Here is a 17,437-nt window from a genome sequence, read left to right on the forward strand (position 1 = left end):
GCCATGATCATCCGGAACGAAGAGAGGATGATCATGGCCTCCGCGTCGGTGCTAAAAGGGCCCTGACCCCCGCCGCGACGCAGTCGCGGCAAAGCAAACTCAGCGGCCGGAGGCCGCTCCGCCCTTCGGCCGGAAGGCGGAGACCAGGTAGACGCCGATCACCGCGAAGGCGATCTGGAAGAGCACCTCCCAGAAGTTGAAACCGTCCGTGGCCAGGCCGAACAGGTGGGCGACGGCGGTGCCGATGAACGCCGCGACGATACCGACCACGACCGTCAGCCAGATGGCCATGCTCTGCCGCCCGGGAACGATCAGCCGCGCGACCGCGCCGATGATCGCGCCGAAGATGATGGCGGTGAAGATCCCCCCGATGGTCATGTCCGCTCCTTCGGTCATGAGTTCCGTACCGCGTCGCGCGATCCGGTATCGAAGGCCATACCCACCGTCACGATCAACGACACGACCTGCGACGACGGACATTTACCGCTATCGACGGTTCACCGCACGATGAGGGGGTGCGGCCCGGCAGGGATCAGCTCACCGATGACGGGGGCGCCGGGGATCTCCCCGGCGACCAGGAGGCCGCCGGAGGTCTGGGCGTCGGCGAGCAGCAGCCGCTCCTCCTCGTTGATCCCGCCGAAGTCGGTGCGCGGGGTGACCCAGGCGAGGTTGCGGCGGGTGCCGCCGGGGACGAAGCCGTCCCGCACGCTCTCGCGGGCACCGTCCAGGAAGGGGACGGCGGCGGCGTCCACGACGGCGGTCACGCCGCTGGCGCGGGCCAGTTTGTACAGGTGCCCGAGGAGCCCGAAGCCGCCGACGTCGGTGGCGCAGACGGCGCCGCCCGCGAGGGCGAGCCGGGCGGCTCCGGCGTTGAGCGCCGCCATCGTCTCGACCGCGCCGGGGAACGTCTCGCCGGTGGCGCGGTGCCGGGCGTTGAGGGTGCCGAGGCCGAGCGGCTTGCTGAGCGAGAGCGGGACGCCGGGCGCGCCCGCCGACAGGCGCAGCAGCGCGTCGGGCTGGGCGGAGCCGGTGACGGCCAGGCCGTACTTGGGGACGGGGTCGTCGACGCTGTGCCCGCCCGCGATGACGCATCCGGCGGCGGCGGCGGTGTCGCGGCCGCCGCGCAGCACCTCGCGGGCCAGGTCGGGGGCGAGCCCGTCGCACGGCCAGGCGAGCAGGTTGAGCGCCAGGACGGGGGTGCCGCCGACGGCGTAGACGTTGGACAGGGCGTGCGCGGCGGCGACGCGGCCCCAGTCGTAGGGGTCGTCCAGGACGGGGGTGTGGAACCCGGCCGCCGAGACGACGGCCTGGCCCCGGTCGATGCGCAGGACGGCGGCGTCGTCGCCGTCGCCCGCTCCGGTGAGCAGGCCCGCGGCGGCGGGGCCGGTGAGCCCGGCGACGAGGTGTTCCAGCGCCGCGGGCGGCAGTTTCCCGCCGCCTCCCCCGCCATGGGCGTACTGGGTGAGGCGGAGCGCTGCGGGGAGGGCGATCACTGGGAAGGTATCTCACATTTCTCAGCAAATGATCAAGGAGCGGAAGGTACGGACGCGATCACCCGGCGGCACCCCTTGTCGCCGGGGTGCCCGCCATGGTGCGATAAGTGGCCACTGACATCAGCAGGTGAGAGGGGAATCCCATGGGCGCGCGGCAGGACGGCGGCGACACCGGGACGAGAACGCTCGTGGCGCGGCTGGCGGCGACCGCCGCCGCGCACGGCGACCGGCCCGCCTACTCCGACCGCGGCCCCGACGGCTTGACCACCCGCACCTGGGCCGAACTGCGCCGCGACGCGCTCGTCACCGCCGCCGGGTTCGCCGCGCTGGGCCTGGAGCCGGGCGACGTCGTGGCGCTGATGATGCCCAACCGCACCGAGCACGTGCTGGCCGACCTCGGCGCCGTGCACGCGGGCGGCGTGCCCGCGACCGTCTACGCGACGCTCGCCCCCGACCAGATCGCGTTCGTCGCCGCCGACTGCTCGGCCACCGTCGCGGTGCTGGACGGCGCCGAGCAGCTCGCGCGCTGGCTGCCCGTCCTGGACCGGCTGCCCGCGCTGCGCCGCGTCGTGGTGGTCGACCCCGCCGCCGTGCCGGACGGCGACGAGCGCTTCCTGTCGTTCGCCGGCCTGACCGCGCTCGGCGAACGGCGCCTGGCCGACGACCCGGCCGCGCTGGACGACCGTCTCGCCGCCCTCACCCCCGAGCACACGCTGACGCTGCTCTACACCTCCGGGACGACCGGCAACCCCAAGGGCGTGCGGATCACGCACGCGATGGCCGACCACGAGGCGGCGTTCATCGAGAACGTCTCGATCTTCCCCGACCACAACGTCGGCATCTCCTACCTGCCGTTCGCGCACATCGCCGACCGCGTGCTCAGCTACTACCTGCCGGTCCGCCGCGCCGCGCACATCCACTTCTGCCCCGACCCGACGCGGCTCGGCGCGGTGCTGGGCGAGGTCCGGCCGCACGGGTTCTTCGGCGTCCCGCGCGTCTGGGAGAAGATCATGGCGGGCGTGCAGGCGGCGCTGGCCGCCGAGCAGGACGAGACGAAGAAGGCCGGCGTCGCGGCGGCGCTGGACGCCGGGCGCGCGTACGTGATCGCCCAGGAGCACGGCAACACGCTCACCCCGGAGATCGAGGAGGCGTTCGCGCGGGCCGACGCCGCCGTCCTCGCCCCGATCCGGGCGCTGCTCGGCCTGGACCGGTGCGTGCAGGCGTCCAGCGCCGCCGCGCCGCTGCCCGAGGAGGTCGCGCGGTTCTTCGCCGGGCTCGGGCTGAAGATCTTCGACGCGTACGGGATGACCGAGACGACCGGCGCGATCACCGCGAACCTGTCGGACTCCTTCAAGCTCGGCTCGGTCGGGCGCCCGTTCGACGGCGTCGGCCTGAAGCTGGCCGGCGACGGCGAGATCCTCGTGCGCGGCGCGACCTGCACCCCCGGCTACCTCAACCGGCCGCAGGACACCGCCGCGCTCATCGACGAGGACGGCTGGCTGCACACCGGCGATATCGGCACGCTCGACGACGACGGCTTCCTGCGCGTCGTCGACCGCAAGAAGGAGATCATCATCACCGCGGGCGGCGAGAACATCGCCCCCTCGATGATCGAGAACATGCTGAAGGAGCACCCGCTCGTCGGCCAGGCCCTCGCCTACGGCGACCGGCGCCCCTACGTCGTCGCGCTGATCACGCTGGACGGCGAGGTCGCGCCCGTCTGGGCGGCGGCGCACGGCCTGGCGGGCGCCGACCTGGCGGCGCTCGCCGACCACCCGCTCGTGCTGGCCGAGGTGGAGCGCGCCGTCGCCGACGCCAACGCGCGGCTCGCCCGCGTCCAGCAGGTCAAGAGCTGGCGGGTGCTGCCCGCCGAGTGGACGGCCGAGAGCGAGGAGCTGACGCCGACGCTCAAGCTCAAGCGGCGCGTCGTCCACGACAAGTACACCGACGTGATCGACGCCCTCTACGCCTGAGATCCGGAGAGGACGCACCGGTGGCCGCCACCCCGCGCAGCGGCCACCGGAGTTCATGGAGCGCCTAGTGGCGCAGATCGGGATAGAGCTGCTTCAGGGCGTTCTCGGTGTCGCTCACGTCGCCGGTGGAGAAGACCGCCAGCAGCGTCCGCGCGTCCACCAGGTAGCAGACCGACAGCCGGCCGCCCTGCATGACGCGGGTTCCGCAGCCGGCCGAGCCGGGCAGGTCGACCGGCGCCAGCTCGACGCCGTCGGCGCGGAGGTTCCGCGTGAAGTCGGTCATCGCGGCGCCGGTGTCGGGGAACGCGCCCTCGGCACGGGCGACCATCATCTCGCCCGTCCGGGAGTTGTCCCCGGGGAAGGAGTAGATCCCCGCCATCAGCGGGCCGAGCCCGTACTTGGGCCCGTCGGACGGCGGCTGGTTCTGCATCCGCAGGATGTGCTCGGCGTCGCGGCGCTCGGCCTCATCGTTGCGAATGTAGGGCCCGGCCTGCCGCGGCAGCCCGCTCGCCGGGTCGGTGGCGCCCGCCGCAGGGCGGCGCGACGCCGAGACCGTCACCGGCGGCGACGAGATCGAGGGCAGCGCCCCGTCCGGCGTGCCGCCGGTGTCCCCCAGCCTGACCGTGCAGCCGGTCAGCGCCCCCGCGCCGACCGCGCCGGCCAGTACGGCCCCCTGCCACGCACGCATCCTCGTGCCCTTTCCCCGTCTCGTTCAGCGACGGGGACAACCTTCGCAGTCCCGGCCCGGGCGACGCCCGTGACCGGCGTCCCGATCATCACGGGACGTCCGATCCGGGACGCCCGCCCCCCGCGCCGCGCTGCGCGGCCACGGTGTAGACGGGATCGGCGGCGCTCGCCCGGCCCGCCTCGAACACCGCGAACCGCGTGCACGCCGAGCCCGCGAGCAGCGCGAGCCCCGACGCCGCCGCGACCGCGCGGTGCCGCCGTCCGGCCAGCGCCGCCGTCACGGCGCCGCCCACGGTGAGGACCTGGGCGACCCGGGACAGCCGGGCCGGACGTCCCGACCGGTACACCTCGGCGGTGCGTCCCAGCGCCCGCCGCATCTTGGCGTTGACGGTCAGCTCGGTGGCCGCGCCGAGCACGGCCGCCGCGCGCGCCGGGCCGGTCTGCCCGGTCGGGGCGGCCAGCAGGCCGAGGCCGCCCGCCGCCGCCGTGGCCGAACCGGCGAACAGGAACGGCAGCTCGCGGTAGGCGCCGTGCCAGGCCGGGACGGCGGTGTCGGAGATGAGCACGGCCGTGTAGGACGCGACGGCCGGTCCGGTGAGCGCCGCCCAGCCCGTCGCGGCGCGGCCGGTGCGCGGGAACCACCCCGTCACGTCGGTGACGGCGGCGAGCCCGGCCGCCGGGCCGTACATCGCCAGAATCCACGACCCCATGCTCATCGGCGACGTCGGCTTGAACACCCGGAGCATGTTGTAGAACCGCTCGGGACGGCCGAGGTCGTGGATGAGCAGGCCGGTGGACAGCCCGATCGCCGTCAGCCCGCCGACCTTGCCCGCGCGGGCCAGCGCCGGGCGCCCGGTGAGCTGCGCCCCGGCCGCCATGACCGACGACGCGCCCGCCAGGCCGCCCAGGAACAGGTAGCCCGCGATGTCGCGGGCGCTCCAGGTCGGCTCCTTGATGATGGGACGCCCGTAGTACGAGCCGAACTCGGCGCGCGGCACCATCGAGCGCTCCCGCGTCCCGCCCCGGCGGCGGCCGCCCTGCTCCCCCGGGCTCGCCTCGCGGCCGGGCCGCTGGTTCCGCTCGCCCGCCCGGGTGACCTGTGCCTCGCTCATCGACGCCCTCCGATCCGGTCGCCCACCGCGAACGCGGCGGCGATGCCGCCGACGAGGGTCAGCGCGGCGACCGCGCCGTGCCGCCACATCGACGGCAGGTCGCGGGTGGTGACGAACGGGTCCGGCGGGAGCCCGTAGGTCTCCGGTTCGTCCAGCAGCAGGAAGAACGCGCCGTCGCCGCCGACGCCGTCGTCCGGATCATGGCCGTAGAGGCGCGCGTCGGCGACGCCCGCGTCATGGAGCTGCTCGACGCGCTCGGCGGCGCGCTCGCGCAGTTCGTCGAGCGGGCCGTACTGGATCGAGTCGGTCGGGCACGCCTTCGCGCAGGCCGGTTCCTGGCCGTCGGAGATGCGGTCGTAGCACAGCGTGCACTTCCAGACGCGGCCGTCCTCCTCGCGCTGGTCGATGACGCCGTACGGGCAGGCGGGCACGCAGTAGCCGCAGCCGTTGCAGATGTCCTCCTGGACGACGACCGTGCCGAACTCGGTGCGGAACAGCGAGCCGGTCGGGCACACGTCCAGGCAGGCCGCGTGCGTGCAGTGCTTGCAGACGTCCGAGGCCATGAGCCAGCGCAGGTCGGCGCGCTCGCCCGCCAGGCCGAGGACGTCCACGCCGTCGTACTCCAGGCCCGGGTCCTGCTCGCCGATCGGCCTGCGCTGCTCGATGAACGCCACGTGCCGCCAGGTGTCGGCGCCGAGGCCCTGGGTGTTGTCGTAGGACATGCCGGTGAAGGTCAGGCCGTCCTCGGGGACCATGTTCCATTCCTTGCACGCCACCTCGCACGCCTTGCAGCCGATGCACACCGAGGTGTCGGTGAAGAACCCCATCCGGGGCGGGTGGTCGCGGTGCCCGGCGTCCCCCGCGACGTCGTGCAGCTCACCGGTGATCCGGCCCATCGTCACACCTCCATGCCCGTGGTCGCGTCGATGCCCGCCCGCTCGCGGTAGGAGCGCACGAAGGCCGGGCGGTCCGGGCCGCGCGGGCGGCGGCCGGGCCGGATGTCGGCGGTCAGCGCCTTGACCTCCTGGATGTGCACGTTCGGGTCGAGCGCGATGGCCGACAGCTCGTTGGCCGCGTCGCCGGTGGCGTATCCGTTCGGGCCCCAGTGGTAGGGCAGGCCGATCTGGTGGACGACGCGCCCGCCGACCCGCAGCGGCGCGATCCGGTCGGTGACGAGCACCCGCGCCTCGATCGCGTTGCGGGCGGTGACGATCGTGGCCCAGCCGCCGTGCTCCAGCCGCGCCCGCTCGGCCAGCTCCGGCGACACCTCGCAGAAGAACTCCGGCTGGAGCTCGGCCAGGTACGGCGACCAGCGCGACATGCCGCCCGCCGTGAAGTGCTCGGTGAGCCGGTACGTCGTCACCACGTACGGGAACACGTCGGCGCCCGGCTCGTCGCCGCTCGGGTGCGGCCGGTTGTCCTCGGCGGTCGGCATCGAGCGGACCGGGTTGCGGGGGTGGCGCGGGTAGAGCGGGTTGCCGAACGGGGAGTCCTGCGGCTCGTAGTGGGCGGGCAGCGGGCCGTCCACCAGCCCGGCCGGGGCGAACAGCCAGCCGCGCCCGTCGGCCTGGAGGATGAACGGCTCGTCGCCGCGCAGCGCGGCCGGGCCGGTCGCGCCGTCGGGCGGCACGTAGTCCGGGGCCTTGTCGTGGACGAAGTCGGGATCGTCGTGGCCGGTCCAGCGCCCGGCGTCGGCGTCCCACCAGACGAGCGCCTTGCGCTCGCTCCACGGGCGGCCCTGCGGATCGGCCGACGCCCGGTTGTACAGGATGCGGCGGTTAGCGGGCCACGACCACGCCCACTCGGCGGCGATCCAGTCCTGGTCGTCGGTGTGCTTGCGGCGGGCGGCCTGGTTGACGCCGTCGGCGTACACGCCGCAGTAGATCCAGCAGCCGCACGTCGTGGAGCCGTCGCCGCGGATCTGCTCGTAGGACGACAGCGGCGCGCCGTCTGGGCCGTGCCCGTTGATCTCGGCGAGGACGGCCTCGGCGGACGGCTCGTCGTGCGGCCCCTCGGTCGGGTAGTCCCAGGTGAGGTCGAGGACGGGCCGGTCGCGGTCGTCGGCCGACCCGGCCAGCCGCTCGCGGACCAGCCGGCCCAGGTGGTAGGTGAACCACAGGTCGCTGCGGGCGTCCCCGGCCGGGTGGACCGCCGCGTGGTGCCACTGGAGCATCCGGTTGGTGTTGGTGAAGCTGCCGGACTTCTCGGTGTGCGCGGCGGCGGGGAAGAAGAACACCTCGGTGCCGACGTCCTCGGTGCGCATCTCGCCCGACTCGATCTCGGGCCCGTCCTTCCACCACGTCGCGCTCTCGATGAGCGAGAAGTCGCGGACGACGAGCCATTCCAGCTCGGCCATGCCGAGCCGCTGCATCCGGGCGTTCGCCGATCCGACCGCCGGGTTCTCGCCCATCAGGAAGTAGCCCTTGCAGACGCCCTCGCGCTGCGCCAGCACCGTCTCGTAGGTGCTGTGCGCGCCCGTCAGGCGCGGCAGGTAGTCGAACGCGAAGTCGGTGTCCTCGGTGGCGGCGTCGCCCCACCACGCCTTGAGCAGGCTGACGGCGTAGGAGCGCATGTTGCCCCAGTAGCCCTTGGTCGGGGCGTCGGCGCTGACCCAGCCGTCCAGGTCCTCGTGGAGGTGGGCGTGCGGCATCGGGAGGTAGCCGGGCAGCAGGTCGTACAGGGTCGGGATGTCGGACGAACCCTGGATGCTGGCGTGCCCGCGCAGCGCCTGGATGCCGCCGCCGGGGCGGCCGATGTTGCCGAGCAGCAGTTGCAGGATGCTGGCCGCGCGGATGTACTGAGAGCCGACCGTGTGCTGCGTCCAGCCGACCGCGTAGGCGAACGCGCTGGTGCGGTCGCGGCCCGAGTTGCGGACCAGCGCGTCGCAGACCTTGGCGAGCTGCTCGGGCGGCACGCCGCAGATCTCCTGCACGACCTCGGGCGTGTAGCGGGCGTAGTGCCGCTTGAGCACCTGGAACACGCAGCGCGGGTCGCGCAGCGTCTCGTCGCGGCGCGGGTGCCCCGCCCCGAGCCGGGCGCCGCCCGCGCCCCGGCTCTCGGACGGCCCGGCGGTCCTGCCGGTGCCCGCGCGGCCGACGCGCCGCTCGTAGCCGACGTCGCGCTGGCCGGACGCGGCGGCGACGTCCAGGCCGTCGTAGTGCCAGCTATCGATGTCGTATTCGCGGCCGTGGGCGTCCAGGCCGGAGAAGACGCCGTCCAGGTCCTCGGTGTCGCGGAAGTCCTCGTTCAGGATCGTGGAGGCGTTGGTGTAGGCCAGGACGTACTCGCGGAAGTAGGCGCCGGTGCTGAGGACGTGGTTGATGATCGCGCCGAGGAAGGCGATGTCGCTGCCCGCCCGGATCGGGACGTGCAGGTCGGCGACGGCGCTGGTGCGGGTGTAGCGCGGGTCGACGTGGATGATCGTGGCGCCGCGCGCCTTGGCCTCCATCACCCACTGGAACCCGACCGGGTGCGCCTCGGCGAAGTTGGAGCCCTGCACGACGATGCAGTCGGCGTGCTGGAGGTCCTGGAGGAACGTGGTGGCGCCGCCGCGCCCGAACGAGGTGCCGAGGCCCGCGACGGTGGAACTGTGGCAGACCCGCGCCTGGTTCTCGACCTGGACGACGCCGAGCGCGGTGAACAGCTTCTTGATGAGGTAGTTCTCCTCGTTGTCCAGCGTGGCGCCGCCCAGGCTGGCCAGGCCGAGGGTGCGGCGGACGCGGGTGTCTCCGGCGGTCCACTCGAAGGTGTCGCGGCGGGTCGTCACGACGCGGTCCGCGACCATGTTCATGGCCGTCTCCAGGTCGAGCGTCTCCCACTCGGTGCCGTGCGGGCGCCGGTACAGCACCTTGTGGCGGCGGGCCGCGCCGGTGGTGAGCTGGAGTGTGGCCGAGCCCTTGGGGCACAGCCGTCCCCGGCTGACCGGGGAGGCCGGGTCGCCCTCGATCTGCACGACCTTCTCGTCCTTGACGAAGATCTGCTGCCCGCAGCCCACCGCGCAGTACGGGCAGATCGACTTCACCACGCGGTCGGCCGTGGCCGTGCGCGGGCGCAGCCCGGCGGTGCGCGCCGACTCGGCGGCGGCGCCCCGGCCGAGCCGGTCCGACCCGGTCACCTGACGGTAGACGGGCCAGCTCTCGATGCGTTCACGGATGCCCACGGATCGTCCTCCCGGCTCGGTTGACCGGCCCCTACCCCGTCGGCGGGCGCGTCGATCATCCGGAGGAGGCGCAGGTCAGGTGTCATGCGGGGCGCCGCCGGGCAGGGTGGGCGCAGAGGGGAAGGAGCCGGGCATGGGACGCGAACGGGAGCCGGGCGACCGCCGCGCGGGCGGCGTCGAGCACGGCAAGGCCCTCGCCGGGGCGCCGTGGGGGCGCAGCGCGCTCAACCTGCGGCTGCTGCTGGCCGGGTTCGGGCTGGTGATCTGCGTGGGCCTGGGCGTCCTGTCCTGGGCGGTCGGCTATCCCTGGCTCGGCGTCGTGCTGTTCGTGCTCGCGGCGGTCGCCCTCGTCGACCTGGTCGTCGTGGGACGCCGCGTGAAGCGCCGCCGCGAGCGCGGCGAGCACCACACGCTGTTCGAGTGACCGTCCGCTAGAGCGTGGTCAGGCCGCCGTCCACCGGGATGACCGCGCCGTTGACGAACGAGCCCGCGCGGCTGGCCAGGAACACCGCCGCGCCCGCCATGTCGTCGGGACGGCCGATGCGGCGCAGCGGCACCGCCGCCGCGATCGTGTCACCGAACGCCTCCAGCGTCGCCGCCATCATCTTCGACTCGAACGGGCCGGGCGCCACCGCGTTCACGGTGATGTGCTGCGGCCCCAGCTCCTTGGCCAGGACGCGGGTGAGCTGGTGCACGGCCGCCTTGCTGGTGGTGTAGGAGTAGCGCTCGCCGGGCGTCATGATGCCGTCGATCGACCCGATGTTGATCACGCGGGCGGGGTCGTCCGGCGTCGCCGCCGCGCGCAGCGCGGGCAGCAGCGCGCGGGTGAGGTAGAACGGCGCCTTGAGGTTGAGGTCGACGACCTTGTCCCACGCCGACGCGGGGAACTCCTCCAGCGGCGCGCCCCAGGTGGCGCCCGCGTTGTTCACCAGGATGTGCAGCGGCCCGTCGCCGACGGCCTCGGCCAGCCGCAGGCACTCGGCCTCCGTGCTGATGTCGGCGGGCACCGGCACGGCCTCACCGAACGCGGACAGCTCCTTGGCCGCCTGCTCGCACGCCTCGGCCTTGCGGGAGCTGACGTAGACCTTCGCGGCCCCGGCCTGGAGCAGCCCCCGGGCGATCATCAGGCCGATGCCCCGGGTACCGCCGGTGACCAGCGCGGTCTTGCCGGTGAGGCTGAACAGATCCATGGCGGGGGTCCTCCTGTGACGGCCGTCCGGACGGATCGTCCGACCGTACCGGGGGCGTGCGGGCGTCCGGCGGGCGGGGCGTACGGTGGAGGGATGCGGCGCCGCACGCGGACCTACCTGATCATGATGGGCTGCTGCCTGGCGCTGTTCGTCGGCGCGTGGGCCGTCGTGGTGCGGTTCTCGCCGCTCGCCGCCGTCCTGATGTCGGTCGTCGCGGCGGTCATCCCGCCGATCGCCGTGATCATCGCCAACGGCGGCCGCGAGCGCTGACCCCGGCCGCGTGCCGCCGTCCCCGGCCGGGCAGGATCGGCAGTGTGGAACCGGGGGCGTTCGCGGCGGCGCTGGACCTGGCGGGCATCTTCGTGTTCGCCGTGTCCGGCGCGCTCGCGGCCGTCCGGCAGCGGCTCGACGTCGTCGGCATGGTCGTGCTCGCCGAGATCACCGCGCTCGGCGGCGGCATCCTGCGCGACCTGGTGATCGGCGCCGTCCCACCGGCGGCGTTCACCAGCCTCGGGTACGCGCTGACGCCGCTCGTGGCGTCCGCGCTGGTGTTCTTCTGGCATCCACAGGTGACGCGGCTGTATCCGGCGGTGCTGTTCTTCGACGCGGCCGGGCTCGGCCTGTTCTGCGCCACCGGCACGCTGAAGGCCCTGGTGTACGGGCTGTCGCCGCTGCACGCCGCGCTGCTCGGCGTCGTCACCGCGTGCGGCGGCGGCATCCTGCGCGACATGCTCAGCGGCCAGATCCCCTCGGTGCTGTACGACCGTCAGCTCTACGCGCTGCCCGCCGCGCTCGGCTCGTCCGTCGTCGCGGTGTCGTGGGTGCTGGGCCCGCGCGGCGGCGTCGTCACGACGTCCGCCGCCGTCCTGGCCTTCGGCCTGCGCGTCCTCGCCCTGCGGCGCGGCTGGCGGGCTCCGCGCCCGCGCGGTGTGCACGACTAGAGGGGAGAGCGCGCCCGCAGCGGGTAGCGTCCTTCGCATGGGGCGGATCACGGTGCGCAGGCCGGTGCTGCGGGTCAGCACGAGCGGGACGCGCGGACGGCGGCCCGACACGCTCGCCGTGGAGGAGCCGCTGGAGATCCGCGTCGCGGGACGCCCGCTGACGATCACCATGCGGACGCCCGGCGACGACTTCGACCTGGTGACCGGCTTCCTGGTCGCCGAGGGCGTCGTCGCCGCGCCCGGCGACGTCGCGGCGCTGCGCTACTGCGCCGACACCGTCGAGCAGAACACGCTGGACGTCGTCCTGGCGCCCGGCGTCGCCCCGCCGGACGCCGCGCTGACCCGGGCGTTCACCACGACGAGCGCGTGCGGGGTGTGCGGCAAGTCCAGCATCGAGGCGCTGGCCGCCGAGCGCCGGTACGACGTGGCCGCCGACACCGTCACGGTGGACACCGGCGTCCTGGCCGCGCTGCCCGGGCGGCTCCGCGACGCCCAGCGCGTCTTCGACCGCACCGGCGGCCTGCACGCGGCCGGGCTGTTCACCGCCGCCGGGGAGGCGCTGGCCGTCCGCGAGGACGTCGGCCGCCACAACGCGGTCGACAAGGTCGTCGGCTGGGCGCTGCGCGAGGGCCGCCTCCCGCTGCGCGGCACCGTGCTCATGGTGAGCGGCCGCGCGTCCTTCGAGCTGACGCAGAAGGCCGCGCAGGCGGGCATCCCGATCCTGGCGGCGGTCTCGGCGCCCTCGTCGCTGGCCGTCGACCTCGCCGACGACGCGGGCCTCACCCTCATCGGCTTCCTGCGCGGCGACACGATGAACGTCTACACGGCTCCCGAACGCGTCCCGACCTGAGCCTTTGTCACTCCCGCACGACATTCGCCCGCCCGGCCGTGCCCTGGGGGACAAGCGGGCCGACCGGCCCGCGTGAGTTCATCACTTGGAGATACGGAGCGGTAAGGAAGGTCTGTACCCTTCGTCGCAGTGCGGCAATCGGTGCGGATGTGAGGAGCGCGAAATGACGAGGCCCCCGGAGTCGGACGAGACGGTGTTCGACATCGACGAGCGGCATCCCCCGATCAAGACGCGCCGGGTCTCGTTCGACTGGACGAAGACGCCGCTGCACTGGATTCCGGGCGACCCCGTCGGGACGCACATCATCAACTCGTTCCACATCGTCCTGCCCGAGGGCGAGAAGTGGTTCATCCAGTGCGTCAAGGACGCGCGCCCGTACATCAAGGACGAGCGCCTGCTGGAGGAGATCCGCGGCTTCATCGGGCAGGAGATGGTGCACGCGCGGTCGCACCAGGGCGTGTTGGACCAGATCCTGGAGGCCAACGGGATCGACGTCACCAAGATCACCGTCCCGGCGGGCAAGGGCAACGCCGACCGGCCCGCGCAGATGGCCGAGCTGAAGAAGAAGAACCCGCGGTCGTGGCGGCGGCGGCTGCGGTTCGAGCTGGCGGCGGTCGCCTCGATCGAGCACTACACGGCCGTGCTCGGCCAGTGGATCATGGACAACGACCGGCTGGACAAGGCCGGCGTCGACCCGACCATGCTGGACCTGCTGCGCTGGCACGGCGCCGAGGAGGTCGAGCACCGCTCGGTCGTCTTCGACGTCTACAAGGCGGTCGGCGGCCGCTACCCCACACGCGCGTTCGCCTGGGTGGTGTCGCTGTTCTTCCTGTACTGGGCGCTGATCGGCGGGTCGCTGTACCTGCTCAAGCAGGACCCGACGTACGGCCGGGTCCGCCCGCTCAAGGTGCTGCGCCAGTACCGGCGCTCGGTCCGGCAGGGGCACATCCCGGGCATCTTCAAGCTGCTTCTGGGCGAGGCCCCGGTCTACCTGCGCCCGTCGCACCACCCGTCGCAGGTGTGCAGCACGCCGCGCGCGCTGGAGTACCTGATGGGTTCGCCCGCCGCGCAGGCCGCCGGGTACGACCCGTACTAGACGGTCCTCGACCGTTCCAATATCACAGGTTCACCGCCGACGGCGAGGGTGTGGCGAGCGTCACCTCGCGGACACCTTGACCGGGGTTCAACCCCCGCGCTTAATTAACATTGTGTCCAATAAAGTGGCGCTCGCCCGCGTCGACCGTGCCGCGGAGCTTGAGCGATTCCGGGAGATCCAGCGCCTGAGCTACGCGTGCGCCGAGGCCGTCGCCGCCACGCTCGAACCGGGCGTGACCGAGCGCGAGGCGTGCCGCCGGATGCGCAAGTGGCTGCTCGCGCGCGGCGTCGACGACTGGCTGCACACGCCCTTCGCCTGGTTCGGCGACCGGTCGGCCTTCACCGGCTTCCGCGTCCCGACGCAGTTCCTGCCCAGCGGCGCGACGCTGGAGGAGGGCATGCCCTACATCCTCGACATGGCGCCGGTGAAGGACGGCCACAGCGCCGACATCGGCTACGGCGGCGTCCTCGGCGAGAACCGCGCGTGGACCCGCGTGGACACCGACCTCGCCGAGTACCGCACGCTGATCCTCGACCTGGTCCGCGAGCGCCGCACGTTCGCCGACGTCTACGCCGAGGTGGACGCGCTCATCGCCCGGCACGGCTACAGCAGCCGCCACGCCAAGTACCCCGGCCGCGTCATCGGCCACCAGGTCGGCGTGATCAGCAGCCGGCTGCCCAAGCGCGTCGGCTTCCCGTTCGGCGTCCGCTTCCTCCAGACCATCGGCCGCGAGCTGGTCACCGAGCGCGTCGCGGGCCGCTCCCCGCTGTGGAACGGCACCCGCCACTCCGACCATCCCCCGACGCCCGGCCTGTGGGCCGTCGAACCGCACCTCGGGTTCCGGGGCGTCGGCGTCAAGTTCGAGGAACTCCTGGTCGTGACCGAGGACGACGCGTTCTGGCTCGACGACGATCTGCCGCACGTCCGCCGCTGGGCGGACCGGAAGGAAGCCCAGGCATGACCCCCGCTGCCCCGTCCGTCCGCTCCCGCACCGTGCGCGGCGACGGCGTCGACCTCGCCGTCTACGAGCAGGGCGACCCGGCCCGCCCGACGGTGCTGCTCGTGCACGGCTACCCCGACACCCACGCGGTGTGGGACGAGGTCGCCGCCGAGCTGGCCGGGCGCTTCCACGTCGTCCGCTACGACGTGCGCGGCGCGGGCGCTTCCTCGCGTCCGTCCGGCCGCCGCCGGTACGCCTTCGACTACCTGATGGCCGACCTGGCCGCCGTCGCCGACGCGACCGCGCCGGACGGCCGGGTCCACCTGGTCGGGCACGACTGGGGGTCGATCCAGGGCTGGGAGGCCGTCGCGACGATGGCCGAGCGGTTCGCGTCGTTCACCTCGATCTCCGGCCCGTCCCTGGACCACGCCGCCCGGTGGACGCGGCGCAATCTCACCCGCCCGACGCCGGGCAACCTGCGGCGCGCGGTCGCGCAGGGCGTCCGCTCCTGGTACATCGCGTTCTTCCAGACGCCGCTGCTGCCCGAACTGCTGTGGCGGGCCGGGCTCGCCCGCCCGTTCGCCCGCGCGCTGGAGGCCGGTGAGGGCGTGCGGCCCCGGGACGGGCACCCGGCGCGGACGCTGCCGCGCGACGGCGCCGCCGGGGTCGGCCTCTACCGGGCGAACATGCCGGCCCGGCTGCGCTCCCCGCGCGACCGGCACGTCGCCGTCCCGGTCCAGGTGATCGTCCCGACCCGCGACCTGTTCGTCTCCCCGCACCTGGTCGGCGGGCTCGCCGGGCTGGCGCCCGACCTGTCGCTGCGCCCGATCGCCGCCGGGCACTGGGTGCCGCGCACCCATCCCGGCACCGTCGCGCGGTGGATCGGCGAGCACGTCGGCCGCGTCACCGGCGGCGCGCTCACCGCCGCCGAGGCCCGCGCGGTGCGGCGCGCCCGCGTCACGCCGGACCGGCGGCCGTTCCAGGGCTCGCTGGTCGTCGTCACCGGCGCGGGCAGCGGCATCGGCCGCGCCACCGCGCTCGCGTTCGCCGAGCGCGGCGCCGAGGTCGTCGCCGCCGACCTCGACCTCGCCGCCGCCGAGCGGACCGCCGAACTCGCCGGGGCGCTCGGCGGTCCCGCCCGCGCCTACCGCGTCGACGTCGGGGACGCCGCCGCGATGGAGGACTTCGCCAAGACCGTGCTGCACGAGCACGGCGTGCCCGAGGTCGTCGTCAACAACGCCGGGATCGGCATGGCCGGGTCGTTCCTCGACCACTCCCCCGAGGACTGGAAGCGGGTGCTGGACGTCAACCTCGGCGGCGTGATCCACGGCTGCCGGCTGTTCGCGGCTCAGATGGCCGAGCACGGGCAGGGCGGGCACATCGTCAACATCTCGTCGGCGGCGGCGTTCACGCCGTCGCGGACGCTGCCCGCCTACGCGGCGAGCAAGGCGGCCGTCCTCATGCTGTCGGAGTGCCTGCGCGCCGAGCTGGCCGGGCAGGGCATCGGCGTCAGCGCGATCTGCCCCGGCATCGTCAACACCGCGATCACCCGCACGTCCCGGTTCGTCGGCCGCACCCCCGAGAAGCAGGAGCAGAACCGGGACCGCGCCTCGCGCGCCTACGCGCTGCGCGGCTACGGGCCCGAGGGCGTCGCGGAGCAGATCGTCACCGCCGTCCGGCGGAACCGGCCGGTCGTGCCGGTCACACCGGAGGCGCGGCTGGGCTACGTGCTGTCGAAGGTGTCGCCGGGGCTCATGCGGGCGCTCGCCCGGTTCGACATCGGGTGACGGCGCCGCTCAGGCGTGCGCCGGGGCCCGCACGGTCAGGTTGAGGCCGCTGCCGGGCTCGAACAGGTCGATGTCGTCCGGGCTGAACTCCAGCTCGATCCGCTGCTTCTCCCGGATCTCCGAGCGGGCGTCCACCCGGGCGACGAGCTGCACGCGGCTGCGGTCGCCGGTGTCGGCCTGGAGCGCTTCGGCCAGGTGCTCGGACTCGATCGTGCCCGCCTCCTCCAGGTCGAGGTAGACGTACTTCTCGGCGCCGAGCGACTCGACGATGCCCGCAGTCCCGGTGAACGTCAGGTCGCGGCCGGTCGCGGCGGTCTCCCGGACGAGGTGCGCGTCCTCGAACGCCTCGGGCCGGATGCCCATGATCAGTTCGGCGGGGTCGCCGTGGTCGGCGAGCGCCCGCCGCATCCGGTCGCCGAGCGGGACGTCGCCGAGGACGGTGTGCAGGCGCGCGCCCTCGACCCGGGCGGGCAGGAAGTTCATCGACGGCGAGCCGATGAAGCCCGCCACGAACAGGTTGCGCGGATGCCGGTACAGCTCCTCGGGGCTGCCGACCTGCTGGACGACGCCCTTGCGCATCAGCACGATGCGGTCGCCGAGGGTCATCGCCTCGGTCTGGTCGTGGGTGACGTAGACGGTGGTGGTGCCCAGGCGGTCCTGGAGGCGGGAGATGACCGTGCGCATCTGCACCCGGAGCTTGGCGTCCAGATTGGACAGCGGCTCGTCCATGAGGAACGCCTTGGGGTCGCGGACGATCGCGCGTCCCATCGCCACGCGCTGCCGCTGCCCGCCGGACAGGTTCGCGGGCCGCCTGTCGAGCAGTTCGTCCAGGTCGAGGATGCGCGCGGCCTCCTCGATCCTGCGGTCGGCCTCGGCCTTGCCGAGCTTGGCCAGCCGCAGCGGGAAGCCGATGTTCTCCCGCACGGTCATGTGCGGGTAGAGCGCGTAGGACTGGAACACCATCGCGATGTCGCGGTCGCGCGGGGCGCGTTCGTTCATCCGCTCGCCGTCGATGCGCAGCTCGCCGTCGGAGATGTCCTCCAGGCCCGCGATCATGTTGAGGGTGGTGGACTTCCCGCAGCCCGACGGGCCCACCAGGATGATGAACTCACCGTCGGCGATCGTGAGGTCGAAGGAGTGGACGGCGACGGTGCCGTCGGGGAACCGCTTGGTCACCCCGTCCAGAACGATCTCAGCCATGGTCGCGCC

Annotated in this window: 16 protein-coding genes; 8 read left to right on the forward strand and 8 right to left on the reverse strand. The window is 73.5% G+C overall.

From position 1 onward, the window contains the following. Positions 1–99: 99 nt before the first annotated feature. Entirely contained in the window at positions 100–378 is a 279-nt protein-coding gene (locus C229_RS0118050; RefSeq protein ID WP_018656497.1) for a GlsB/YeaQ/YmgE family stress response membrane protein, read from the reverse strand. A 119-nt stretch (positions 379–497) separates the two neighbouring features. After that, complete coding sequence (gene selD, locus C229_RS0118055) at positions 498–1,493, reverse strand: selenide, water dikinase SelD (protein WP_018656498.1); 996 nt, start codon at positions 1,491–1,493, stop codon at positions 498–500. A gap of 143 nt (positions 1,494–1,636) precedes the next feature. Between selD and C229_RS0118060 the strand changes: the two genes are divergently transcribed. Next, positions 1,637–3,466, forward strand: a complete 1,830-nt coding sequence (locus C229_RS0118060) for an AMP-dependent synthetase/ligase (RefSeq protein ID WP_018656499.1) — start codon at positions 1,637–1,639, stop codon at positions 3,464–3,466. A gap of 64 nt (positions 3,467–3,530) precedes the next feature. Here C229_RS0118060 and C229_RS0118065 read toward each other — a convergent pair whose 3' ends face one another. The 4 genes from C229_RS0118065 to fdh all read right to left on the reverse strand — a co-directional run bounded on the left by C229_RS0118065 (position 3,531) and on the right by fdh (position 9,424). Continuing rightward, positions 3,531–4,154 (reverse strand): hypothetical protein, encoded by a 624-nt coding sequence (locus C229_RS0118065; RefSeq protein ID WP_018656500.1) that lies wholly within the window; start codon positions 4,152–4,154, stop codon positions 3,531–3,533. 88 nt (positions 4,155–4,242) lie between these two features. Next, positions 4,243–5,265: an NrfD/PsrC family molybdoenzyme membrane anchor subunit gene (gene nrfD, locus C229_RS0118070; protein ID WP_018656501.1), complete on the reverse strand. Its 1,023-nt coding sequence runs from the start codon at positions 5,263–5,265 to the stop codon at positions 4,243–4,245. Next, positions 5,262–6,092: a 4Fe-4S dicluster domain-containing protein gene (locus tag C229_RS0118075; protein ID WP_081639940.1), complete on the reverse strand. Its 831-nt coding sequence runs from the start codon at positions 6,090–6,092 to the stop codon at positions 5,262–5,264. The genes nrfD and C229_RS0118075 overlap by 4 nt, the downstream gene beginning before the upstream one ends. Positions 6,093–6,163: 71 nt before the next feature. Continuing rightward, positions 6,164–9,424: a formate dehydrogenase gene (gene fdh / locus C229_RS0118080; protein ID WP_018656503.1), complete on the reverse strand. Its 3,261-nt coding sequence runs from the start codon at positions 9,422–9,424 to the stop codon at positions 6,164–6,166. Positions 9,425–9,557: 133 nt separating this feature from the next. Here fdh and C229_RS0118085 point away from each other — a divergent pair, with 133 nt between their 5' ends. Further along, positions 9,558–9,848: a DUF6343 family protein gene (locus tag C229_RS0118085; RefSeq protein ID WP_018656504.1), complete on the forward strand. Its 291-nt coding sequence runs from the start codon at positions 9,558–9,560 to the stop codon at positions 9,846–9,848. A 7-nt stretch (positions 9,849–9,855) separates the two neighbouring features. On the opposite strand, the gene C229_RS0118090 is transcribed toward C229_RS0118085, so the two are convergent. Continuing rightward, on the reverse strand, positions 9,856–10,614 hold the full coding sequence (locus tag C229_RS0118090; protein WP_018656505.1) for an SDR family oxidoreductase: 759 nt from the start codon (positions 10,612–10,614) through the stop codon (positions 9,856–9,858). 93 nt (positions 10,615–10,707) lie between these two features. On the opposite strand from C229_RS0118090, the gene C229_RS33715 reads away from it, so the two are divergent. The 6 genes from C229_RS33715 (at position 10,708) to C229_RS0118120 (ending at position 16,228) form a co-directional block, all read left to right on the forward strand. Continuing rightward, the gene (locus tag C229_RS33715) at positions 10,708–10,884 is read left to right on the forward strand and encodes a DUF3099 domain-containing protein (RefSeq protein ID WP_018656506.1); all 177 of its coding nucleotides are present in this window, start codon (positions 10,708–10,710) and stop codon (positions 10,882–10,884) included. A 44-nt stretch (positions 10,885–10,928) separates the two neighbouring features. After that, positions 10,929–11,555, forward strand: coding sequence for a trimeric intracellular cation channel family protein (locus C229_RS0118100; protein WP_018656507.1), 627 nt, complete (start codon positions 10,929–10,931; stop codon positions 11,553–11,555). A 37-nt stretch (positions 11,556–11,592) separates the two neighbouring features. Continuing rightward, on the forward strand, positions 11,593–12,405 hold the full coding sequence (gene fdhD, locus C229_RS0118105; RefSeq protein ID WP_018656508.1) for a formate dehydrogenase accessory sulfurtransferase FdhD: 813 nt from the start codon (positions 11,593–11,595) through the stop codon (positions 12,403–12,405). Positions 12,406–12,568: 163 nt separating this feature from the next. Beyond that, entirely contained in the window at positions 12,569–13,501 is a 933-nt protein-coding gene (locus C229_RS0118110) for a metal-dependent hydrolase (protein ID WP_018656509.1), read from the forward strand. A gap of 112 nt (positions 13,502–13,613) precedes the next feature. Beyond that, positions 13,614–14,462 carry a M24 family metallopeptidase gene (locus C229_RS0118115; protein WP_240487328.1) on the forward strand — a complete coding sequence of 283 codons (849 nt, stop codon included), beginning with the start codon at positions 13,614–13,616 and terminating at the stop codon, positions 14,460–14,462. After that, positions 14,459–16,228 carry an SDR family oxidoreductase gene (locus C229_RS0118120; RefSeq protein ID WP_018656511.1) on the forward strand — a complete coding sequence of 590 codons (1,770 nt, stop codon included), beginning with the start codon at positions 14,459–14,461 and terminating at the stop codon, positions 16,226–16,228. Before C229_RS0118115 ends, C229_RS0118120 begins: the two co-directional genes overlap by 4 nt. Before the next feature lie 9 nt (positions 16,229–16,237). Here the strand turns inward: C229_RS0118120 and C229_RS0118125 are convergent, their stop codons facing one another. Continuing rightward, on the reverse strand, positions 16,238–17,428 hold the full coding sequence (locus tag C229_RS0118125) for an ABC transporter ATP-binding protein (RefSeq protein WP_018656512.1): 1,191 nt from the start codon (positions 17,426–17,428) through the stop codon (positions 16,238–16,240). Positions 17,429–17,437 lie beyond the last annotated feature (9 nt).

The sequence above is a fragment of the Actinomadura flavalba DSM 45200 genome (assembly GCF_000374305.1).
Lineage (GTDB): Bacteria > Actinomycetota > Actinomycetes > Streptosporangiales > Streptosporangiaceae > Spirillospora > Spirillospora flavalba.